At 44.9% G+C, this 23325-nt stretch carries 21 protein-coding genes and 1 tRNA gene; 10 read left to right on the top strand and 12 right to left on the bottom strand.

The features are described from left to right. Nucleotides 1-307 precede the first annotated feature (307 nt). Both FWF39_RS04695 and rpiA read left to right on the top strand, forming a co-directional pair. Nucleotides 308-1201: a hypothetical protein gene (locus tag FWF39_RS04695; RefSeq protein ID WP_343382285.1), complete on the top strand. Its 894-nt coding sequence runs from the start codon at nt 308-310 to the stop codon at nt 1199-1201. Further along, complete coding sequence (gene rpiA, locus FWF39_RS04700; RefSeq protein ID WP_343382286.1) at nt 1201-1905, top strand: ribose-5-phosphate isomerase RpiA; 705 nt, start codon at nt 1201-1203, stop codon at nt 1903-1905. The genes FWF39_RS04695 and rpiA overlap by 1 nt, the downstream gene beginning before the upstream one ends. Nucleotides 1906-1948: 43 nt before the next feature. On the opposite strand, the gene ppcA is transcribed toward rpiA, so the two are convergent. The 4 genes from ppcA to FWF39_RS04720 all read right to left on the bottom strand — a co-directional run bounded on the left by ppcA (nt 1949) and on the right by FWF39_RS04720 (nt 6201). Continuing rightward, nucleotides 1949-3535, bottom strand: coding sequence for a phosphoenolpyruvate carboxylase (gene ppcA / locus FWF39_RS04705; protein WP_343382287.1), 1587 nt, complete (start codon nt 3533-3535; stop codon nt 1949-1951). 133 nt (nt 3536-3668) lie between these two features. Beyond that, complete coding sequence (locus FWF39_RS04710; RefSeq protein ID WP_343382288.1) at nt 3669-3968, bottom strand: DUF167 family protein; 300 nt, start codon at nt 3966-3968, stop codon at nt 3669-3671. Next, nucleotides 3965-5608, bottom strand: coding sequence for a DNA topoisomerase I (locus tag FWF39_RS04715; RefSeq protein WP_343382289.1), 1644 nt, complete (start codon nt 5606-5608; stop codon nt 3965-3967). Before FWF39_RS04715 ends, FWF39_RS04710 begins: the two co-directional genes overlap by 4 nt. Nucleotides 5609-5796: 188 nt before the next feature. Further along, nucleotides 5797-6201, bottom strand: coding sequence for a putative metallopeptidase (locus tag FWF39_RS04720; protein WP_343382290.1), 405 nt, complete (start codon nt 6199-6201; stop codon nt 5797-5799). Between the two features lie 184 nt (nt 6202-6385). Here FWF39_RS04720 and FWF39_RS04725 point away from each other — a divergent pair, with 184 nt between their 5' ends. Beyond that, entirely contained in the window at nt 6386-6622 is a 237-nt protein-coding gene (locus FWF39_RS04725; protein ID WP_343382291.1) for a hypothetical protein, read from the top strand. A 320-nt stretch (nt 6623-6942) separates the two neighbouring features. Then, nucleotides 6943-7860, top strand: coding sequence for a hypothetical protein (locus FWF39_RS04730; protein WP_343382292.1), 918 nt, complete (start codon nt 6943-6945; stop codon nt 7858-7860). Between the two features lie 219 nt (nt 7861-8079). On the opposite strand, the gene FWF39_RS04735 is transcribed toward FWF39_RS04730, so the two are convergent. Then, nucleotides 8080-8532 (bottom strand): hypothetical protein, encoded by a 453-nt coding sequence (locus FWF39_RS04735; protein WP_343382293.1) that lies wholly within the window; start codon nt 8530-8532, stop codon nt 8080-8082. A gap of 94 nt (nt 8533-8626) precedes the next feature. On the opposite strand from FWF39_RS04735, the gene rtcA reads away from it, so the two are divergent. Further along, entirely contained in the window at nt 8627-9691 is a 1065-nt protein-coding gene (gene rtcA, locus FWF39_RS04740) for an RNA 3'-terminal phosphate cyclase (protein WP_343382294.1), read from the top strand. Beyond that, entirely contained in the window at nt 9684-10781 is a 1098-nt protein-coding gene (locus tag FWF39_RS04745; RefSeq protein ID WP_343382295.1) for a class I SAM-dependent methyltransferase family protein, read from the top strand. The genes rtcA and FWF39_RS04745 overlap by 8 nt, the downstream gene beginning before the upstream one ends. Before the next feature lie 68 nt (nt 10782-10849). On the opposite strand, the gene FWF39_RS04750 is transcribed toward FWF39_RS04745, so the two are convergent. Together FWF39_RS04750 and FWF39_RS04755 are read right to left on the bottom strand one after the other, a co-directional pair. Further along, the gene (locus FWF39_RS04750; RefSeq protein WP_343382296.1) at nt 10850-11290 is read right to left on the bottom strand and encodes a DUF371 domain-containing protein; all 441 of its coding nucleotides are present in this window, start codon (nt 11288-11290) and stop codon (nt 10850-10852) included. Further along, complete coding sequence (locus FWF39_RS04755) at nt 11290-12252, bottom strand: helix-turn-helix domain-containing protein (RefSeq protein WP_343382297.1); 963 nt, start codon at nt 12250-12252, stop codon at nt 11290-11292. The genes FWF39_RS04750 and FWF39_RS04755 overlap by 1 nt, the downstream gene beginning before the upstream one ends. Nucleotides 12253-12470: 218 nt before the next feature. On the opposite strand from FWF39_RS04755, the gene glmS reads away from it, so the two are divergent. Further along, nucleotides 12471-14300, top strand: coding sequence for a glutamine--fructose-6-phosphate transaminase (isomerizing) (gene glmS / locus FWF39_RS04760; protein WP_343382298.1), 1830 nt, complete (start codon nt 12471-12473; stop codon nt 14298-14300). Between the two features lie 18 nt (nt 14301-14318). On the opposite strand, the gene fen is transcribed toward glmS, so the two are convergent. Together fen and FWF39_RS04770 are read right to left on the bottom strand one after the other, a co-directional pair. Continuing rightward, complete coding sequence (gene fen / locus FWF39_RS04765) at nt 14319-15371, bottom strand: flap endonuclease-1 (RefSeq protein ID WP_343382299.1); 1053 nt, start codon at nt 15369-15371, stop codon at nt 14319-14321. Between the two features lie 235 nt (nt 15372-15606). After that, nucleotides 15607-16851, bottom strand: a complete 1245-nt coding sequence (locus FWF39_RS04770) for an HAD-IB family phosphatase (protein WP_343382300.1) — start codon at nt 16849-16851, stop codon at nt 15607-15609. Nucleotides 16852-17155: 304 nt separating this feature from the next. On the opposite strand from FWF39_RS04770, the gene FWF39_RS04775 reads away from it, so the two are divergent. After that, nucleotides 17156-17272, top strand: a tRNA-Ser gene (locus FWF39_RS04775). A 73-nt stretch (nt 17273-17345) separates the two neighbouring features. On the opposite strand, the gene FWF39_RS04780 is transcribed toward FWF39_RS04775, so the two are convergent. The 3 genes from FWF39_RS04780 to FWF39_RS04790 all read right to left on the bottom strand — a co-directional run bounded on the left by FWF39_RS04780 (nt 17346) and on the right by FWF39_RS04790 (nt 20277). Then, a complete protein-coding gene (locus tag FWF39_RS04780; protein WP_343382301.1) occupies nt 17346-17732 on the bottom strand; it encodes a DUF559 domain-containing protein in 387 nt (128 codons plus the stop codon). A 369-nt stretch (nt 17733-18101) separates the two neighbouring features. Further along, a complete protein-coding gene (locus FWF39_RS04785; RefSeq protein WP_343382302.1) occupies nt 18102-18824 on the bottom strand; it encodes a glycosyltransferase in 723 nt (240 codons plus the stop codon). Between the two features lie 61 nt (nt 18825-18885). After that, nucleotides 18886-20277 carry a radical SAM protein gene (locus tag FWF39_RS04790; protein WP_343382303.1) on the bottom strand — a complete coding sequence of 464 codons (1392 nt, stop codon included), beginning with the start codon at nt 20275-20277 and terminating at the stop codon, nt 18886-18888. Between the two features lie 229 nt (nt 20278-20506). Between FWF39_RS04790 and FWF39_RS04795 the strand changes: the two genes are divergently transcribed. Further along, entirely contained in the window at nt 20507-21637 is a 1131-nt protein-coding gene (locus FWF39_RS04795; protein ID WP_343382304.1) for a glycosyltransferase family 4 protein, read from the top strand. 164 nt (nt 21638-21801) lie between these two features. Then, nucleotides 21802-23319, top strand: coding sequence for a hypothetical protein (locus FWF39_RS04800; protein ID WP_343382305.1), 1518 nt, complete (start codon nt 21802-21804; stop codon nt 23317-23319). Nucleotides 23320-23325: the final 6 nt, after the last annotated feature.

Raw genomic sequence — 23325 nt, forward strand, 5'->3', positions numbered from 1 at the left:
CGCCAATTTAGAGCAACATAAGGCGCATGAGGAGATTAACATGCAGTTATTACAGAAAAATGATTGGAAGCAGATCAACCGTATTTGGAGCATGGAAGGTAGAGAGTATTTTGTGGCGATGTTTTGACCATGTAACTCACCCTAAATTTTTGCAACAGCTACATGAGCACAATATCCAAAAGACAAACAGACAAAACAATACATCAACAAACCCACCAGAAGAGACATGTTCTAATCCACAGTTAACTTAATAATCAACTCATCGCCCAAAGTGTAATTGAGGCTTAAAAGAAGTAGAATTTAGGATATGACTAATATACGCATGGCGCTATATCAGATACCGAGGATGGCAGGTTTGGCTTGGTTTGATGATCCTATAATCGTGGTGACACTTTCAGTAGTGATGATCATCATCTGCGGCACAGTTATTTATGCCATGTACCAAAACCGTAACAAAAAATCCCCTGTAGCTAAAATAGAACCTCAGCCGCAAACTCAGCCACAGGCTCAAGCTCAAGTGCAACCTCAAGCACAACCTCAGCCCTCAGCAATTGATTTACAATATACCAGTTTGTCTACGCCAATGCCCTTTAGGCTCTCTAAGAGTGTACAAGGGACAATGGCATCTAGCGCTAAAGATGAGTTGCGCATGCTTGATTTAGAGCGGGAAATTTTAGGTGATGCAATTCGACGACTCTATGAAGCCCAAGCAGAAGGCAAAATTACTGAATCAGAGAGAGAAAAACTCGCCGGTAGCTACAAGCAACGCATGAATATCATCAAAGACTCCATCGCTAAAGATGAGTCTATCATTGCACTCCATGAATTGGAGGGTATGCAGGAAGATCTTATGAAACTCTTCAGTGAGCGCTTTGGTGAATTAACAAGTAAAGTTGAAGAACTCCGCACCCGCATTGATGTTAAACCTATCCGAGAAATCCCCATCCGAACAATTCCAACAAGAGCCATCCAGATGCATGATGTCGAAGATGAAGAAGAAGAAGCCGAAGAAGAGGAGGAAGAGTCGGAGGAGACGGTTTTGGTGGCTAAATCCAGTGAGCGCAAACCTGTGATAAAGAAGCGTAAGCCGCCGGAGGAGAAACCCACTGCTAAAACTGAGGCGGAGCGCCGTATTGAGACGATTCGTAGTGATGTAGAAAAAGTGCTCGATCGATTAGGTCAGATGGAGATTGAAGGTTAATGGACGCTATTACTGAACAAAAGCAAAAGGCCGCCCTAGAAGCGGTGAAACATGTCAAAGACCATTTTATTGTGGGATTGGGTAGTGGAAGCACTGCAGCTTTAGCCATAGAAGCACTGGGGGAGCAAATAAAGACCCAAGCGCTCTGCAATATCAAAGGGATACCTAGCAGTTATCAGGCGTTTCAGCTTGCGGTTGATTGCGGCATTCCCATCACCACCCTTGAGGAACACCCTCAAATCGATGTAACCATAGATGGCGCGGATCAACTCACCGCAGAGCTTTGCTTAATCAAAGGCGGAGGAGCCGCTTTGGCGCGTGAGAAAATTGTTGCCGCCGCCTCCAAACAAAATATCATCATAGCCGACCAAAACAAAAAAGCAACCCATCTAGGTGCAAATAATCAGTTTGTGCCCATTGAGGTCATTCCGTTTGCACTCACCCCAGTCAAGTACAAACTCATTGAGCTGGGAGCTAAACCGGTTGTACGGGAAGCAAAAGGCAAACTGGGCCCCATCCTAACAGACAATGGCAACGCAGTTATTGATGGCTACTTTGGCGAGATAGCAACCCCTGCTGATCTTGCAGTAAAAATCAAAATGATACCCGGCGTAGTTGAAACAGGCTTTTTTGTGGGCTTAACAGACATCGCCTACATCGGCACAGACAATAATGTAGAAAAAATTGTTAAACAAAGAAAATAAATCAGTTGGCATAAACCAACTTATTGGGTAAAAGAGGCTGAGATCAGCCTAGGCATTTTCTGAGTTTGGCTGATTCGACCAGAGCGGTTTTGGCTTCGGTATCTTGTTTTTGCAGATAGGAGAGTAAAAAGTTGTTGGTAAAGTTTTCATGTTTGCGCTGGGCTATGCCTTTGGGTCCGAGTTTAAAGTTTAGTTGTTGCTCAACGGTGGTTAGGTCTTCTAAGAGTGCGTTTAGGGCTTCTTTGAGTTTTTCTTCGCTCATACCGGCGCGTTTGGCGGTTGTGTGGCTCATCTCTAGTAGCATGTTTATGTTGCTTAGTGAGACGTATTCACCCATTTGTTTTAGGTCGTTGTTCATTTTGATGTAGTGTTTGTTTAGGGTGCTCCATTCTTTTTCGGTTAGGGTGGTTAGGACTTTTGCGCCGATGTACTCGGGGGGGAGACCGATGCTGTAGAGTGCGGCGGCAAATGAGATGGCTCGGGGTAAGCATACGCCAGCGACGCATCTGCTGTAGCCAAATAGGCCTATGTGGAGTTTGCGGGCTCTGCGCGGAGGCACATAGACTGCGACGCTGTTTATGATGGGGGCTAGGGCTTCGATTTGGTGTTCATAGTGTTGTCGGCATTTGTGCAGTATGCCTATGAGGTTTTCTTCTTCCTCAGCACTGATGGGTTCGGGGTTACTGTTTGGGAGGCGTTGGTTTAGGGTTTGAATGCCCTCTTTGACCTGCTCGGCTGGGTAGTCGTATCTAAAGGCGGATTGGATGGTGACTGTTGAGAGGCCTTTGTATTCTTCAAGGAAATTATCAATGTTATCGGGTGAGAGGGCGCCTCGGAAGGGTTTTGAGCCTACTCCCAAGATGGGGTGGATTTCGCAGTGTTGCTTCTCTAGGGCTTTTAGTTTGCTTAGGGCAATTTTTGTGAGTAAAATGGCACAGATGTAGCCATAGTTTAGAGCGGGATCGGAGCGTGCGATGAAAACTCGTTGCTGCTTGGGTTTGACTGCTTTTAGATAGGGTAGTACAATGTTGTCTACGTGGAGTATGCTGTCAAAGTCTTCAACTAGGGGAATGACTTTGAGTGCTTTGGGTTTGACGTTTCCGATCCAGTCTTTGACCGTTGTGGATTCGTAGAGGGGTGCGTCTTCGGCGGCGACTATGGCTTTTTTGTAATAGTTAAAGAGCATAATGATTTCTTTAGCTTCGGTTGTGAAGGGTAGAATTACCTCAAATATGGGGGTTATTTCGCGCTTATACACCATCGAGGCGACGTCAGAGGCGACGGGGATGTTTTGGAGGGTTTCCACAATTATCTTTTTTTCTGCACCTTCAATTTTTGGGTTGGGAATACGGTAGGTGAGAAACACGTCCTCGCCAATGGTGTGGCTGGCAAAGTAGTCCCAGTATTTTTGGAGTAGTTTGCGAGAGACTCGGGTGTCGGTGTCTTTGCCCTCTGAGTCCCACATGACTTCTTGGCAACCAAGAGTACTGTAGGCGTAGTAGGCCTCAAGAACCTCTGTGTTGCCGTGTATAACATCTTCTTTGTTCCACTCAGGATTGCTTGCGTTATCTGGATGCTGAGTAGACATCGTTCGGGGTATGACCCTGTTTTTGTCAAGACTATCGCTCATAAGGAGTTCCTGCATGACGCTTAAATAGCTCAAGTAAGGTGTAGACACGTTTATTTTAATTTTACAGAAGCTAAACCAATAAAACTCCATCAATTACTTAAGTAAAGGTATGTGTTGTCATAGTAATCGGCCTTTACGTTTGCTGTATAACTTTTTTGTCAATTTTTAAGAGTTTGTCGATGGTGTTTTTGTCGATGTCTTTTAGGTAGAGTTTTTTTTCTTTGGAGGTTAGTCCGGAGATGAGTTCGGTTTGGGTGTGGAAGAGTTTGGTGAATTCTTTGAGGATTTCTCGGTTGACTTTGCCGTTTTGGGGTTCTTTGGTGGCATACACGATGATGTCGTAGTCGTTGGTTCGCTCAATTTTGAATTTGGGGCTGTTGGGTTTGACAAAGATTGTGAGAATGACGCCTGTGTCAGTTTGTTTTATGTTCACGGTGTTATGCACTCAGATTCGCAGGGTGCCTCGGTTTTTCGTTGTTCAAGGGCCCAGCTGAATTTGCTGCGCAGGGTTTTGGGGTAGAATTTTTCGATGTCAAACTTTACTTTTTTTGCCCATTTTACATAGGCAGTTGGGTCGATGTAGCTTTTAAGTGAGGTGCCCAGGTTGTATTCGCGGGTAAGTTTGGTGAGTTCCAAGTCAAGTTTGGCGCGTTCGATGCGGGTTTCGAGGGATTCGGTTTTTTTGCCTTCTTTCTTTTTGGCTTTGAGGAGTTGTTGGAGGTCTTTGAGGTTGGTTTCTTTATCTGCGACGCGTTGGTCAAAGGTTGGGGGGATTTTGCGTTTGTGGTTTGCGACCTCGGCGACTTTAAAGTTGGCCATTTTTGCGGCATAGTTTTTCTTGTAGTCGGGATCGGTTTTGGTGACGCCGCTTTTTTCTAGTTCTTCTTTGACGGTTTTGGTGCATCTCCAGGTACGAAAGACCTTAGCGGTTAATTTGGGCATTTTCTCAGAGAGGAAACGGCTGACTTTTTTGCTGTCAATACCTTCAAAGAGGTATTGTTTGCTTGTGTCTTTCATGAATTCTTGGATGTTGGTTATGGCGGCTTTGGGTGCTTTGTATTCTTTTACCCAGCGTACGCTGTCTTTGCCTAAGAAGTCAAAGTGAAGCGTGTCACCCGCTATTTTTATGTGCTCAGCTCGAAGTGTGATGGCGCCAACGGTGTCGGCTTCGTCGGGGTCTTTTTCATCACCAACCCTCATGTTGGGCACTAAGATGAGCCAGGATACGGTGGCGACTTTGCGGCGCTCGAGGTCTTTGGCTTCGAGGTTTTTGAGGATGTGTTTTTCTATTGTGCCGATCTGTTTGCCCAGTGTTTCGGCTTTTTGGAATTTTTCTTTTTCGCGGTTTTGTTTGAGAAAGGCGGTGTCGCTAAACCATACATATTTGACTTTGCCGGTGAGTTTGTCAATCCACTTAGCGACATACATTTTGTCTGGTTCCCAGATGGTTTTCCAGTTTTCCAGTTTGGGGGCATCTGGGGAGAGATTTAGGGTGATATCAGCTTGGCTGGGGCCTTCTTTCCATCGACCGCGCTGGGGGTGGTCGCCGCGTCCGGCAAAAAGACAGCTGGGTTCAGCAGTCCAGTTAGCGACTTCGAGGCGTTGGCCATCAACTTCGGCGTAGCCATATTTATCGCGGTATTCTTGACGGATGACTTTGCGTTCTTCGGCTTGGTGTTTTTTTTCTTCTTTGGGGATGGCGTCTTTTTTGGTTTTTTCCTCAATGATGAATTTTTGTACTTCGCTAAAGTCCACTTCGAGGGCTTGGTCGCCATCTTTTTTCTTTGCCGCGGGGGGGTTTTCGATGGCGTCAAGGTATTTTGGAATAAAAGTTTCTAGGTAGGTTGCTTTGGGGTTTTCTTTTTTTAGCTGGTCGAGAAATTCGTGCATAAAGTTGCGGGTGAAAACCTTGTCTGGAGGGGGGATGGTTGTTGAGAGTACCCGGCGGTTCCAGGCAACGGCCATAGGTTCGGATTTCTCGGCTAGTTTGATTTTTTGACCTGTGATTTTTATGTTAAAGCCCTTTAGGTCATAGGGCGGGACATATATGCCGTTATGTTTTAGGCTCTTCATAATATGCTTCATAAGCGTAACCTGCCTGTGGCAATGCTTTTTTGTGTCTTTGCCAATAATACTATAGCTTTTTTGCTATACATGATGTAACTTTCAGATATTGCATCAGCGGGACTTAAAAACTTTGGCGCTACAGAGAAAAATTTTAGGTCGTCAGCTGAACTTAAACGGCACTGTATAGAAGAATGTTAGGGGAAAAGTTTTTGTCGTTTTGCTAGGCGATCGTTTTGCAGTTTTTTGTAGACTTGTTCAACGTTTTTACGCTCAACATATCCTTTGTGGGGACGAAAACCTCCGCTAAATCCTCCGGGGATGTGCATCAATTCGTGTATGAGGGTTCGTTCTTTGTCTTCTGTGGCCATTTTATCAAAGATTTCTGAGATAACCTCAATTATGTATGTTGGAGGTGTGTTCATTACGCCTTGCCAGATTTTGCCTAAGCCATGGATGCGTGCGATGGTGCGTTTGGCTTTGCTACCTCGGCTACGGACGCAGAATACATATTGGGGCACAACATGGAAGAATTCACATTCTTCTGCGAGCTGATCGACTTGTTTTTTGATTTCGGGGGCATCAAAATATTTAATGGGCATCCCTTTCCCTCTGGGTACTATGGTATGTTGCTTGATTAAAAAGCTTGTTTTCACTACTGCACAACATAGCTATAGACAACAGCACCAAGTTGATAATTGTATAACTAAACCATCAAGAACCATCCAGTTCCGTCATCTCTTACCGTAGGCAACTAAAGATTAACATTATAAGGTGTCCTATACTGTGTATAGAAACAATGGTGTGGTAAATATGCGCAAAGTCATACTAGCGCCGCCAAAAAAGCTACCCCTGCGTCCCAGTACCCAATCTATTGCCGTTAACGAGGTAATCTGGCAATGGTGTCTGTACAACAAAGTACCCACAGCCAAGACAACAACTGCCAAAGCGGCCCATAGCAACATTACCTTATTGGATAATACCCCTGCTGAGCATGAGGTGGACTCATTACTGCACCTATAAAGTGTGATAATCTGCGGTAGGATATGCCCTAAAAAGTTTGCGACAACAATAAAGAGAATTCCTACAACTCGCCATTTAGGTTTTTCATTATCTCTGTTAAGTTTAAACAAATAAGCTGTCTGCGGTCAGATAAATGCACATAAGTTCATAAATTACCGTCTGTTAGATGGAAAAAAGGTTACTGTGCCTTCAATTAAGCGTGTAAGAGTTTGCTAGATCTTAAGCAATCGCTAATCTGCATTTTAAGTTTTGCAATCCTTACTACATGCAAAACTTTATAACCGCGCCAAACGTTTTGAGTTCTAAAAAGGTAGACGCAAATGAAATTCGGCACATACATGTTTGAAGCAAAGAAAGTTCCAGGCTTCGACTATGATCTTTTCCGAGTTAAACCCGAAGTCGGCAGACGAATGCCCCCCAAAGAAGACATGCACAGCAACATCGCCATTTTCGGAGACAACGTGACAGCACGTGTCCATCCTGATTGGATCAGCCAATCCGAATTGGGCCCTGCATGGAGAACCAACGACAACTTTAACGTTCGCTGGGAAGTTCTCTGTGCAACACAACCCGAACACCGTGCTGAACAACTAGACTACATCGAAGAAGTCGCACGCAAAAGCCAAGGCATATGGCTAAACAGCATCCACTTCGCAGAACACGGCCACTGCATCTGCCCCCGTTGCAAAGACCTCCAAAAGAAAAGCGGCCTAAGCTGGTATGAATGGAGACGCAAAGAAGTCACAGAATACATGGCACAAGTCAGCGATCGTGTCCGTAACCGTGCAAAGAAACCCTTTGTCATAGGTGTCCTTCCAGACCCCGTCACCAACTATGAACGCTTCGGTGTCAACTTTGATGACCTCGCACCCCTAACTGATGAATTCCTCGTTGTCATGTTCAGCAAAAACTATGCTACACCATGGTACTGGGAAATGCTCACACGCAGCTTTAAGAAACTCTTCAAAGACGTCAAGCTAAACGCAGCACTCTACGTTATCGGCCCCGGTGATGACCCAAGAGAAACACCAACCCCAAACGAACTACTCACAGTTTCAGTCCGCATGGCACGCGCAGGCGTAGACGGTCTTCTATACCTCACCGACAAAGCAGCACAGATGCAAGAATTCCAAAAAGCAGCCATTGCCCAAAAAGACACACGGGATCGCCTCGTAAGCTACGGCGGAAAAGCAGGCCAAGAAGTCCTCGACCTAGTCACAAGCTGGGAAAAACTCTAAACTAATAAATCAATAAGCCTTAGGCAGTCAACCTTTTTGGTTGAACAGCCAAGCGCCCTTTTTATTACTTAAAAACAACCAATCATAACTCGCAGTTAACTTATTTACCGCATAATCAAAAAGACAAGTTTTTCCAGATCAACTACCAATTAGAAAGCCAAGCTAAGCAGATAGATAAAAACAAAATACCCAAGTAGAGCATCTACAAAAGAAATAGAGTTAGTGGATGTAGTCTAAGTGTTTGTTTTGGGAGTCGTTGATTTCTTTGAGTGATTCGTACTGTGCCTCAATTAGGATTTTTAGGGCGTCAATGTTCTTTTTTATATCCTCAAGTTCGATTCCACTTTGCAGGACTCCTGATTTAACCAATTGTTCTTTTATCGTATCAACCGAGACTTCGAGCACCTTAACTTTGAAGGCGAAAATCTGAAGCGTATACAACAGACTCAATTGGGAGTTGAGCCGCTCCAGCCGGTCAAGTGTCAAGGTCTTTTTGAGAAACGCTTTAATTTTCTGTTCTTGGGTAGCTTCAGGTTGTTGTTGTAGTTGCTCATAGTGTGCAGTTTGCTTCAAACTGGCCTCTTTGGTTTCATCTGCTGTTTTTTGAACCCGCTTAGCGGTTTTATCAAGTAACTCTAAAACTTCGTCCATTTCGCCATATCTCCAATTCATATAAGCCCATATGCTTCCAAGAACGTAAAAACCCCGATATATAAATTAAACAGTCTTCCGCTTTTTGCTTGTTTTAGCCTAAAGGAGAAATAGTATGATTGATATTGATGGAGGCCAGAAAAGTGGAAGCGGAACTATTCTGCGGCTCGCAGTAGCCATAGCAACCATTAGAGGCCAAGCGTTGCACATAACCAACATCCGCCAGAAACGGCCCAATCCAGGCTTGAAACATCAGCATCTTGAATCCGTCCTCACCGCAGCCAAACTCTGCAATGCAGAGCTCAAAGGGGCTGTGCTGGGTTCAGAGGAACTGTGGTTCACACCAAAAGAAATTCAAGGCGGTAACCTTGAAGCCGTTATTGAAACCGCAGGAAGCATCCCGATGCTGTTTCTCTCCACTCTGCCCATCTGTCTCTTTGCCAAAACACCAGTCCAGTTACATGTGGCTAAAGGCGGCACTGACACACGCAACGCCCCGACCATCAACTATCTGCGCAACATATTGCTACCATCACTAACAAAAATGGGTATAAGCGCCCAGATTAGCGTGCAGAAGTATGGGTACTATCCCAAAGGCGCAGGCGAAGCAACCCTAACAGTCAAACCCAATCCCCATCTAAACCCGTTTGTATTAGAAGCGTTTGGTAACCTCAAAACGATAGGAGGAGTTTCGGTGTGCACATTTCTTGCTAACCGAGAGGTTGCCCAACGTCAAGCTAAAGCGGCCCAGAGTTTCCTTGCACAAATCGGCTACCCAACCGATATTGGAATCATAAACGACCAGTCAAATCCCATTCAGAAGGGCAGTTCCATCACCTTGTGGGCAAAAACCGATACTGATGTAATCATTGGGGCAGATGCCATTGGGGAAATACAAAAAATGGCAGAGGATGTTGGCAGAGAAGCCGCACAAACTCTAAGCACAGAATTAACGACTCAGCCCACGGTTGATGAGTTTTTGGCAGATATGTTAATTCCCTACATAGCACTCTCAGAAGGGCGATCAGTTTTTCTAACCAGATGTATCACAGAACACATCGAAGCAAACATCTGGCTTATGGAAAAAATGTTAAACGTTAAATTCAATCTAACCAAACATAACAGCCTCTATCGAATTGAGAAAACAGCAACTGATAATGATGATGAGGTATATGGCTAAAACTGCGGTTTGTCTAAAGGTACTCAAGAATCAAGGAGAAAAAACCATTGCCTTAGCAACTAAAATGAGACTGATTGATAAATCGTTAATCATAAGCAGAAAAACCGATTGCCTGCTAATCCCCTTGTTGCACTATCCCACAGAAACTGAAATAGAGATGCTAAAAAAAGAAACATCTTCCAAGGTAACCCTAAGTGAACTCGATTCGCTGATCATTGAAGAGGGAGTGTTTGAAGAAAAGGTGCAACCCTCAAAAACTCTCACTCAAGCGCTCCAAGATCAGTTGCCAAAAGATTTGCTGGCGATTCTCCCTCAAGCCTTTGATATAGTGGGTGATATAGTTATCATTGATATTCCGCCATTGCTCAAAGTGCATCAGGGTCTAATTGGTAGAACCATTTTGGAGACTCATAGGAATATAAAAACGGTGCTTGCCAAAGCAGGGGACATAAGCGGGGTTTATCGTGTTCGGGATTATGAGTTCATTGCAGGGGAAGCGAAAACCAGTACGGTGCATCGAGAATTTGGTTGGGTCTATCATGTGGATGTGGCAAAAGCGTATTTTTCACCTCGGCTGAGTCATGAACATGAACGGGTTGCGGCACAGGTGCAACCCGGAGAGGTTGTGGTGGATTTGTTTGCGGGTGTGGGTCCGTTTGCGGTATTGATAGGCAAGCGGCAACCCGAGGCGAGGGTTTATGCGGTTGATTTGAATCCTGATGCGGTAGAGTTGCTTAGAAGCAATGTCAAGGTCAACAAGGTTGCTGATCGCGTGTTTCCTGTCTGTGCGGATGCCAGAGAAATCGCATCGGGTGAACTTTGCGGGGTTGCTGATCGGGTTATTATGAATTTACCTGAAACAGCCATAGATTTTGTTGATGCCGCATGCTGTGCCATTAAACCCTCGGGGGGTATAGTTCATTTTTATGGGTTTGTGCGTTTGCCGGATAGTGTGGATAATCTTGTGCAACGGTTCACAGAGGCCGTAGAACACAACGGTAAAACCGTAAAGGCACTTCTTCAAGCTCGAAGTATACGCGAAACAGCACCGTTTGAGTCCCAGATTGTTTTAGACGTACAAATTCAGTGACTCACCGTTTAGGGTTTTACACTATCAGTTATTGTGTCTATAGTGGTGATGTTGGTTGATAGGTAATGTTATGAGGGCGTTGTGATGGTTAGGGTTATTTTGATTTTTTGTTGGGGGTTTGTCAGTTTTTCTATGAGGGTTCTTGAGAGATTGTTTGAGGCTTTATCTGCTTGGATGGCTAGGGTACGGCTACAGACAAAGGGGCTTTTTCTAATTACTAAATCCGTCAGATGGGTTAGTTGTAGTTCGGTTGAGCCTGAGGCTACGATTGTTTCGCTTGTATTGTCTGCTTCAATTAGGATGGTTAGTTTGGCGTTTGGTTGGTTTAGAGCGTGTTTGAATTCTGGGTTTAGGTCTGGTGCAGCTTTATTGGCTGCTACTGCGACTATGCAGTTGCCTGAGGGTAGGAGATGGTGGTCTTTGGTGATCATTAGTGTGGTGGGGTGGGTCGCTTGGAGGTTTTTGTGTCCGTAGGCCCAGATGGTTTCGAGGGTTTTTTTGGTGGGCATTATTCTCGGACCTCAATGGAGTCGACTTTGCCGTCGCCATCTAGATCAAAGCCTACGATTACGGTTGCAAATGTGTCTTGGCCGTGGTATTTTTCTAGGGTTTTTTTCCAGAGGTTGGTGAGTGCGATGACGCAGGCTTTGGTTCCTACGGCTTTGTTGCCGGCTAGGACTATAATGCGTTTGGTGGGGTCCCAGGGGTTTATGATTTTGGCGACTATTCCGGTTACGTCGGAGGTGTAGGTTTGGCCGGTTTTTTTTGATGATAGGCCGCCGAAGAGGAAGCCTTGTTGGGATGATTGCATGTTGAATTTTATGGGGAGGTGTTCGTTTAGTTCTTGTGTTAAAAAGTTGGTTCCGGGGCCGCCAACTAGGATGAGGTTGTTTTTTTCTTCTTTTTCTGCTTTGACGTCGACGTCGAGTTTTACTGCGAATTCTGTTGGCAGGCGGGTGAATTGTCCTAGAAATAGTGCTAGGTGTGCGGCGTAGTGTCCGTCTCGGGCGCTTGTTTTGAAGGGGCCGTGGGGTTGGGGGCTACCGACTACGATTTTGCCATCAAAGGTGTTGTTGTGGATGAATTCTTTGAAGAAGTCTTGTAGGGTGTTGTTTAGGTCTAGGGTGCAGGGGTTTTGGATGGGGTGGTATCCATTTGGAAATTCTGTGCCAAATGCTTGGGAGGTGGTGCGGTAGTATCTTGCGGTGGCGCCTTTCTTTTTTTCTTCGCGTGTTATGGTGATGGCGTTGGCTTTGGCGAGTTTACGTATGTGGTAGTATATTTTTTGTTCGTGCATGTTTAGTTGTTTTGCGATTTCGAGAGGGTACATTTCTTTTTGGGAGAGCAGGGTGAGGATTTTCCAGCTGAGGCTACCAAGGATGGTTTTTAGTTGGGCGGCGGGGAGGATGTTGATTTCTTTGGCTTGTTGAGTGTTGTTGTCGTTTTTGAGGAGCAGTAGTTTTTTGTCCATGCGTATCATCATCATATCTAGTGGGGTGGGGACTATAAAAAAATTATTTTTAGGGGTTTGTTAAATCTGTACTCTGTTGCAGAGCGCAGGCGGGGGTATGGTTTGAAATAAGCCCAAACAGCTAAAAAAAAGTTTTTAGTGGTCAAAGGAATATTGTAAAAATCCTTAATAGCAATCCAGATCAACCATTGCCAGACAAAACATCAAAGGTTAATGTCATGTGCGGAATATTTGGCTGCGTTCTAAAAGAGGGCAACGCAGCTCCCATAATTCATACTTCTCTAAAACGCCTCGAATACAGAGGCTATGACTCAGTAGGTATTGCAACACTAAACAACAAAGAAATCCAAATAAAAAAAGACCAAGGTAAAATTGACGAAGTCCACCAACGCCTAGACCTCAACAACCTAGAAGGCAACATAGGCATCGGTCACACCCGATGGGCAACACATGGAGCACCACTAAAAATCAACAGCCACCCCCACACCGACTGCAAAGGCGACATAGTGGTAGTTCACAACGGCATCATTGAGAACTTTTTAGAACTCAAAGCCGAACTCCAAAACCTCGGCCACACCTTTGTCTCAAAAACAGACACCGAAGTTATGGCTCATCTAATAGAGGAAACACAAAAACAAAACCCCAAACTCACCTTTGAACAAACAGTCCTAGAAAGCCTCAAACGCATCGAGGGCTCCTATGCATTTGCCATACTCTCCACCCAAGAACCAAACAAAATCATCTGCGCCCGAAATGAAAGCCCCCTAGTAATAGGCATCAACAATCAAGGCGTCTTTTGCGCAAGTGATGTTCCAGCATTTTTATCAGTCACCAACCAAGCCGTTATGATAAACAACGGCGAACTGGTTATCCTCACCGCAGAGGGCTATGAAATCAAAAAAATAAGCGACGCAAGCCCCATCACAAGAACGCCCATCACCATCGAGTGGACCCCCGAGATGGCAGTCAAACAAGGCTATCCACATTTTATGATTAAAGAAATCCACGAACAACCCCAAGTTTTACGCAACACACTACGCATCCAAGATCACTACCTTGACTTATTGTGCACCTTTCTGGATCGCGCCAACGAAGTATTCCTAGTCGCATGCGGAACCAGTTACCATGCCTGCCTAGCAGCATCATACATGTTCTCAAAACTAGCATATCTACCCACCTATCCGGTGTATGCCTCAGAATTCTTAGAACAACACGGCAAATCCGTCAACATCGACAGCACAATTCTTGCTGTGAGCCAATCAGGTGAAACCGCTGACACCATTGCAGCAGTTGCCTGCGCCCAACAAAGAGCCGCAACAGTACTAAGTCTAACCAATGTGATTGGTTCTACACTTACACGTATCAGCCGCGTTTACATCGGCACTCAAGCAGGACCGGAAATCGGCGTTGCAGCAACCAAAACTTTCACATCCCAACTCTCTGTTCTAGCCCAACTAGCCCTAAAATTAGCCAAGAAACGAGGCAAAATCTCACAAGATGAAATCGACTGTCTCGAAGAAAAACTCCAAGAACTCCCAAATGTAGTAGACACCATTGTAACAACCCAGGAAGAAAAAATCAAGCAATTAGCCAAAAAGTATAGCGACTCAAAAATCTTTTTCTTCCTAGGTCGAGGCATTAGCACCGCAACCGCATTTGAAGGCAGACTCAAACTCATGGAAATCGCCTACATCCCCGCCATAGCATTCCCCGCAGGCGAGAGCAAACATGGCCCAATCAGCCTAGTCGAAGACGGCTTTCCAGTAGTGTTTGTGTGCCCCAAAGACGACACCCACAAAACAACCATAAGCAACATCATGGAAATGAAAGCCCGAGGCGCCCACATAATAGCCATAATCGAAGAAGGCGACCAAGACATCAAAAACCTAGCGGAAGACTACATTGAAGTACCCAAAGACATCCCAGCAGTCCTCTCACCCATACCCTACTCAGTACCGCTCCAGTTACTAGCATACTACACAGCTGTGGAAAAAGGCTACGACCCCGACATGCCCCGTAACCTAGCAAAATCAGTCACAGTAAAATAACCAGAGTTTCTGCCAAGCCTACCCGAACCATTTTTCCAGGGAAGTTTTGCTTTTTGCTTTTTTGCTTCCTGCGGTCATGCGTTCTATGGATTTTTTGATGCGTTCCTCTCCGAATTCTTTTTCACCGCACATAAAATCGATAAGGCCCTGCTCGTTTGGATCTTTCCAGTTAAGGGTATAGTTGTCGGTGGTTTTGGGATTTAGAAATTCTTGTCGTATTAACTGGAGTTCGCAGGGAAACGTGGCATTTTTTATGTAAGGTAAAGCGGCTTCGAGGTTGTTGTGTTGTTTGATGAGTTTGAGTGCGGTTTTAGGTCCTATACCATCGATGCCCTCGGGGTTAAAGTCGGTTCCAATCAGTATGCCTACATCGATTAGTTGCTCATAGGACAAATCGCATTCGCTAAGAGCTTTGCGCAACTCAACCACCTCAGGGACTACTTCGACAAAGGTTTTGCCTCGTCGACGTCTTCCTGAAATTGTGACATTGCGTAAAAGTTTAGGAGCCCCAAACAACAAGCTGTCATAGTCTTGACTTGCACAATAGTCTGCATCACCCTTCTTGTTTAGATAAGCAGCTTGGGCTTCACCTTCGCTTGGGGCCTCAATCCAAGGCAACCCCATCAGATCAAGAACTTGTTTGCTCTCGGGCACCATGTAGTCCTTCATGGTGGTAGCTACTGAAGCGTAGAGGCGCATTTTTTCTTTATCGCCGCTTTCCTGAGCTTTGGCATATTTTATCATTGCTTCCGCTTTGATTTGTCGGCGGCGTTGAACTTCGGCAGCTTTGAGTTCAGGAGATTTCCCATCAAACACAAAAACGGGTTTGAGTCCCATTTCGACAAGGTTACTTGTGCGATAGAACAATCCACTTAGATGGCTGGTGATTTTGCCAGAGCTATCTTTGAGCGGAGTACCATCGGGCTGACGAATTATACTTAGAAACTGATAGATAGTGTTGTAGGCATCGATAGCGATAACTTTACCACTGAGATCTTCAAGCTTGACAGGGGTTTTAGGGATAAGATCTTTAAAGTTTACGCCCAAATGATTCCACAGGAAAATAGGCAAACTCGAACCTTAAGAGGTTTACGAAAGCAGGCCCAAAAAGCAATGGGTTAACTTGCCTCACTTTTACCTCAAACTGACTGCAAACAGTCAAATCAAGCACAGTATAGCTATTTCTTTGGGTTAGATTCCAGCCATCAGCAAGGAATAGCCTTAGTTGTCATGTCTGTGTATATGTACACGTGTGCAAATAATTTTTCTGGTTTTCAGTACACTTAACTGTGTTGTCTAAGTGGGTTTAGATTACTATTGATATTAGCAATGTTAGTGCGGCTCCTGTGATTACTGGTACCAGTACGTTGTCATTGATTGGAAGGGGCAGAACCTCGATGGTCATGGCGATGGCGGCACCAGCTAAAGCTAAAAGAGGGGGCACAAAAAAGACGCCGCCTAAGAAAGCAAAAATAAAACCTGCAAGGGAACCCTCCCAGGTTTTGCCTTTGTTGAAGGGGAGCGAAGTTGAGAGTAAACCGCCAAATAGTGAAGCGGCGCTGTCGCCTATACAAAACATGGCAACTGCGGCTCCTGATGCGGGAAATGGGAATATAAGCAGAGTTAGTACAACGCCAAATGCGAAATAGAGGGGTGCGGCGGCAAATCCATAAAGCTCAGATTGTGAAGCGGCTCGGCGGGTTATGGCAGATATTAGCGGTAGCATACGTCCCTCCAGTCGTGCCAACTCGGAGAGGGCATAGATGACGGCTATAGCAATTATTGAGAAAATGACCGCAGAGGTGCCTATCAGGAATGCGATGATGGGGACAAAAAATCCTGCGGCATGGATGTCTTCTCGGACAAGGTCGTTTGTGGAGGGAAAGAGGCGTCTGCGAGGTTTGCCATCTATTATGGGTAAAATTGCTGATAGTTTGCCGTTGATGACTCGGTCTGCTTTGATTCGGATGATAAAGTCGGGGTTAAATCCGATTTTTAGCACCTCGGGCATAAAGATGCAACGGTTATTGCGATCATCAGCTACCACGATGCAATCACTGGGCTGTAGATTTTCATGGTTGAGGATGTTGCGCAATATTTTGAGTTTGCCATTTTTTGTTATGGCATCACCCCAGATGACACCTGTTAGTTTATCGTCTTTCTGTTCAACCTCAATACCATAAACATAGTCAGCACCCAAAGAATCCCCCAGTTTTTTGATCAGTAACGTGGGGACACCTGAGCTGATGAGCGCAATTTTAAAATTTCGGGTTTTGAGCTGACTAAAGAGATCCTGCAAATAAGGCAAAGCAGGAATTTTATTGAATGCAGTTAGAAGGGTTTCAATTTTTACGTCTTTTAGTTCCCAAAAGATGCGGCGGAACGCCGATTCAATAGAGATAAAACCGGCTTCATAGAGTAACCCCCAGAACATAAGCTTAAAAAATCTAACTACACATAAGGTTTTACCCACTTCAAAAACAAAACGGTTTTTGGGGATAAGTACTCCTTCAACATCGAAAACAATAAACCGGGTTTCGGGCAGACTCATCCTGCTTAGCACCAAAAAATAGTCTAGAAAATAGGGTTTTGGTACCAAATAAATTAGGCGGTACACTCTACAACCAAGATTAGGTTTTACCCGTACTTGGGTATGTAGAAATAGGCAGATTAGAAAGAATGATAACTGCACAAAAAATAGAAGGGACTTTTGTTATGCATATCGCTTTATGAGATTTTTGTATCGGAGAGTTTGTTGCTCAACGGTAAGAGACAGCGGGCAGTCTATAAAGCTTTAAATTCTGCGTAAGTCAGAGAAGTGGTATAAATCAGCTAATTAGACGCTGGTTTTCTGTGCCGAGGTCTCCTAGCCCGGCAGGGAGCAAGCCTGGAGATAGCACTCTTCAGGGTGTTTACCTGTTAGCTTGTGGCCTTTCGGGGCCGCGGGGGTTCAAATCCCCTTCTCGGCGCCATTTTACTTTTAGCGTTACAGGTTTGATTCTCAAAATAGTAACTTTAAGAAATATGGTCAGGGTTAGCTAACGACTAGCATGTTTTAGGGACAAATAACTGGGGTAGCTCAAAGTCTTCTTTTTCGTTTAGGAATTCTTTGATCTGTCCCATGACTTTTGCTAGAGCCTTATCTGTTAGAGGCGGGTCGTAGACGATGCGCAATACACTCCAACCCTGCAATTCTAGTAAATCATCAATTTCTGTATCACGACGCTCTGCTTTAGCACTAGAGTGGACCTGTCTGCCGTCTAGGTAGACAATTTTACGTTTCTCCATCCAGCAAAAATCAGGCACCGTTGATTTTAGAATAATAGGCTGCTGGGTAACCATACCACCTGTTAGATTGGCTGTACTTAGAGCTTTAAAGACTTCAAGCTCAGCTCGACTTACCCGTGGATGCATGCGTTCTTTGTAACTCAATTGTCTCACGACCTTAGCATGCACTAAGCGCTAATAAAGACTACACAGAAACGACCCAACCCAACAGGGGAGAGGTAACTAAAAGTAAAGAGGCAACTAGTGAAAAGGTAACTAAATGAAGGGGTAACTAAAAGGAGACCTGGCGGATAAGCGACTGTTAACGCAGGGTATAAGTCAAAAGTAGACCCTAATCCTTCCTTTAGGGGAATTTGGCGACTCATACCCAGTTTAACCGCAGACCCGCCAAGCATGGGTGTACCTCTTGGATGGCTATTTCTCGCAAAATAACATTTCTTTACGGAGTATAAATGACCTTGTGGCTGCATACGGGTAACAACACACTACAAATTATTGCGCTCTATGGTGTCATTATAGTTTTTCAGTTACGAGTTCTTTTGCCCAGCCTGCGAAGAACTCTATGTTGAGCTTGGTTAGGTATGTGAAGGTTTTAAAACTCAGGTTGCTCAGTGCAGCAAAGGGCGTAAAGAGGACTCTGGCAGCCATTCGTCGCATGAGTTTGTAGAGCCCAAAATGTCCGTAGCGTCGATAGGAGATGCCGATGGTGACATAGTTTTTAGATGTTCCTAGGTGGGTAGCGCCCAGAAAGGGTAAAACTTTCCAGTGGTAACCGGTTTTTTGGACGTATCGTTTAAAGTATTGGTCTTCGCCAAAGAACAGTTTGGGAGGGTCATAGTTTTCCATGAGGACTCGACGGATTAGGATGTTGTTTATGTGGGGGTTGGTGTCGAGTTTACTTAGGTTATAAACGGTGCCAACAACACGTTCATAGGCGGCAACATGACTGTTTTTGTGTACTGCAACGGTTCCGATGGCGCCAACGTTGGGTTCGATTGCTTGGGTGATTTTTTGGAGCCAATCTGAGGGCAGAAGCATATCATCATCAACCATGGCCACCCACTCGGTCTCTGCTGCTAAAACTCCGTGTTTGCGTGCCACGCTTAGCGGTTTTTCATGGGTGTTGATGACTTTTCCAACATGTGGCATAGATCGGATTTGGCGAAGCAGGGTGGGGTTGGCTTCATCTCGTGAGGGAACAACAAAGTCAACTCTTAGGTCATCATCAGATGGCATACCTTAATGTTTTAGCAGACAGAATTAAATGTTATCTGTTTTGCATGTCGATATGAGAGGGTTACATGTTGAGAATTTTTATGGCTTTTTGGGCGGCGCGTTTGTAGCTTTTTTTGGTTATCATACCTTTTTGTATGCCGTTTAGGAGTTGGAGGATCATGCCTTGTTTGACGTGTTCGATCATTTGTTGTTCGCTGATGCCTGGGAGGCGCATGCAGTTACCGATTTTGACGTTGTGGATGGCTATGTCATATTTTTTGGCTATATCGTAGAGTTTGCTGCCTATGAGGGGGTTTGTGATGGACCATGAGATGTATTCGATGAGGTTGTCTCGGAGGCAGTTTTTGGCGAATTCGAGTGTGGTGTTGACTTCTTGAGGGGTTTCGTATTCGAGTTTTCCGTTTGTTTCCCAGGCGTTGTAGAGCATAAGGAAACCGTAGACTTTGATTTTGTGTTTTTTTAGTAGTTCGAGGGTGTGGATGTTGTCGGCTTGGGTGGCGTTTTTGCCGATTCCGCGCAGTACACGGTCGTTGGCGGATTCTAGGCCGATATGGACCAGCCAGACGTTTATGTCATGGAGCTGCTGGGCTAAGTGGTCGTTTAGTTTATCGGCGCGTAGGTTGCATTGAAAGGTCATGCCTTTGAGGTGGAGTTTTTTGATTTCGTCGCAGACTTGGAGGCACCATTTGATGTCTACGTTGAAGGTGTCAGAGCGGAGATAGATTTCGCGTATGCCTCGGTTGTAGAGGTATTGGATTTCGTCGGCGATGTTTTTGGGGGAGCGTTGGCGGATCCAGGGTTTTTCTAGTTTCCAAACCGGGTTGCTGCAGTAGGTGCAATAGTTGGGACAGCCGCGTATGGGTAACAGGTAGGCCATGCGTTTCTTTTTTGATACTGCAATATCATAGTTTCCAAAATCTATGAGGTCCCATGCGGGAAAGAAGTCAAGGTCGCTTAGCAGGGGACGCAATCCGTTGGTTTTTTGTTTGTTTACTGTGCCTAAAATCTCAGTTAGGGGCTGGTCGGTTTGGATTTTTTGGAGCAACTCAGTTGTGGTTTGTTCTCCCTCGCCTATAATACAAACATCCACAGCAGTATTTTTGAGGACGTCTTGGGGGTCGATGGTTGGGTGCGCGCCGCCGGCAACAATAAGCATCGACAAACCCAGCGCTTTGACTTTGGCTAGGGTCTCATAGGAGAGATCACGCCGAGGTGTGGTAAATGAGAGAGCATAAACATCAGGTTTTATCTCTTGGACTTTTTGGAGATGTTCAACCATAGAGAGAAACGGCTCAAGATAGATAAATTCCACATCGGGTAACCGTTCTCGGGTGTAGCCGATGATATAGAGAATACCCAGATTGGGTGACTCAGTCACGGCTTCTCCTTTGGATTCGCGGCCAAACGGGGGATCAGCAAAAACAACTTTAAGCTTTTTTTGTGCGAAAACCACGACTATCTCTCCAAAACCATCCCACTACACATCTGCATGCAACCTATATATCTTGTTGCAAACGCCGCTTTCGGCTACAAAACACCTCATCAACCCACAAACTAAACACGCCGCCAAACCGCTAAAAAACAGCACTGTCAATCTACCAAGTTAGGGGCATCAGCTGAGAGGCGAGTAAACTTCTTTAGCTACAAAGAAAAATAGTACCAAAGAGAAGAGATTGAAAAACATGGCAACCTTTCTTGTCGTTCATCCATACCTAGACATTTATGGCGGCGGCGAACGTGTCTGTCATGGGGTAATCAAAACCTTGGTTAACCATGGGCAGAAGGTGGAGTTGTTAACCTTTGATTTTGATGCTAAAAGATACCACGATATCGTGGGCGAAGACTTTCCCAAGCAGGTAAGGGTTCACTCGCTTGGGCAACGTACCAAAGAAAAGCCGCCCTTTACTATCTATAAACGACATCGCAACTTTGTCAAACTCTTAAAGAAATATCGGGATCAACTCGAATACGACTACCTCTTCTCCACCCAATCCAGCTCACCTTTTGAACCCGTTTTTCTCAACAAAGCCAAAAAAAACATTGCCTATGTCCATTTCCCCGAAATCCACTACGATTATGCCCGGGGAACCTTTAAGCGCAGACTCTATCTGTGGCTCTTTAAACATTGGGTAGAACAAGGCATTGGCAAACTAGATTTGGTTTTTTGCAACAGTCTCTACACCAAAGAAGCCATGCTAAAACTCTGGAAAACCCATGGAACCAAAGAACCAGAGGTCATCTATCCGCCGGTGAATCTGGATAAATTCTGGTGCCCCAAACTCCCCTCAGAGCGCCGCAAACAAGTAGTGTATGTGGCAAGATTTATCCCCATAAAGCGTCACGAAATCCTCAAAAAACTCGCCGCAGACCTTCCTGACTATGAGTTTGTGAGTGTTGGCGGAGTAATAGAGGCAGAAAAAGACTGGTTTGAGCAGTTCTCAGCAAACCTGCCACCCAACTACAGCCTCAAACCCAACCTGCCCGGACCCCAACTATTAGATATTCTCTGGGACAGCCGCATCTATGTACATCTCATGGAGGGAGAACACTTCGGCATCGCACCAGTTGAGGGCCTAGCAAGCGGATGCATCACCATAGTACATGACAGCGGAGGCATGAGAGAATTCATCTCACCGGAGTACCGCTGGAATAGCTATGAAGATCTAAAGACCAAAATCATCAACAGCATGGAACAAACAGACACAGACAAAACCTGGCAAACAAAACGAGAAGAACTCTGGAGAGAAATTTCAGTTTTAACCCCCCAAACCTTCCAAGATAAAATTTGGACCCAAATCCAAACCCTTCTCTAAATTAATCACCTAACAAACACACAGCAACATGCAATGTAACTCAGGTACCTTGCCGCTTACTAATGTTTGTTGGGCTCCAAATAATTCGAGCATCAGTAGATTTTTGATGGAGATAGGGTTTATAACTAAAACAGCATTCAATAAGTTGGCATCTGGACAGCATCATGATAAAAATAAGAATTGACGTTGACTACCCGTACGCTTCGAGGATGAAGAGTTTTCTCTACGTAGCGCTTCGGATTAAAAGCAACAAAAGCGAGGGTTATCTTAAACTCTCCCGTATCATTGCTCAGATGATTAATGAATCTCCAGAACAGATCAAGGCGTACTGGTTTTTCACACCCTACACAATTCCAGACCGAAGAATGCTTGAGCTACTAAATAACGAGAAACATGAGGTAGCACTGCATGTTGCAACCGATCCGTTCAAAGAGTGGAAAACCTTAGAGAAGAAAACCAACTGTAAAATTCAATACTACACCATACATGGAACACAGCGAGTATTGGCCAGGCTTCTGTGGGGACGCAAACTCAACCAGGCCAGAGCGCCCATACCCCAAGATTTTCCTCTCAAATGCTTCCATGATCGTCCTGAGCACACCATGAGTTTAGATAGAAACCGCTATCTGCACGGATATGAAACGGTTGTAGAGCAGGCTCAGGGTTGGATACAACAGGGCGTTATTATAACTCTGCATCCCGATTGGCTTTTTAGGATATCTAAGAAAACAAAAAGAGGACCAATCTATGATGCACTCAAAACCATGCTAGACGTAGACAGCGATCTTGACACCATAAGCATACGCAAATCGTTATCGGTACAGGTTGCTCGGGACTTTCGAGAATACTACAAAAGCATCAATCCAACCAAGGCGTTTCTTACAAAGCTCCAAATAAGAGGGGCAGACATCTTTACCTTTATTGAGCGAAAATGGTGCAGTGACACAACAACAACCATTAACCCATCACCTGAGTGGATAAAAACTCAAGACAACATTGCCCTGCTTAAAATCAAAGACTACCAAACCTGGTGGAACACAATCGGAAAAAAAACCCGCAATATGGTCCGTAAAGCCGAAAAAGACAACATCCAAATCTCAGTCACCCCACAAACTGATAAACTCGCTGAGGGCATCTGGAAAATTTACAACGAAACCCCAATTCGCCAAGGACGAGCCTTTCCACACTACGGCGAAACCCTCAAAACAATAGCCGCAAATATGCATACAGAAAAAAACTCCACCTACATAACTGCCTACCTAGGCGAGGAACTGGCAGGGTTTATACAGATACTACACGGTGACAACATCGCCATACTCTCAAACATACTGTCCATGCAAAAATACTCAGATAAAGCTGTAAACAACGCGCTCATAGCAAAAGCCATAGAAGTATGTGTAGAAAAAAATGAACACTGGCTAATGTATGGACGCATAGGTAATCATCCCTCCCTTGACCGCTTCAAAGAAAACAATGGGTTTACCAAGTTTCCCATAACCCGCTACTACATACCCCTCACATCAAAGGGCAAATTAGCAACTAAATTGGGACTACATCAAGAACTCAAAGACGCCCTGCCTGATTCCATCAAATACCCGCTTCTGCCAGCAGTTAACTGGGCCAGCCGCACAAAAATGCGAGCAAAAATAGCACTAAAAAAAGGTGAAGCCCAAGAGATTTAGAAAAGG

This window comes from Candidatus Bathycorpusculum sp. (genome assembly GCF_009778815.1).
In the GTDB taxonomy this organism is placed as follows: Archaea; Thermoproteota; Bathyarchaeia; order Bathyarchaeales; family Bathycorpusculaceae; genus Bathycorpusculum; species Bathycorpusculum hydrogenotrophicum.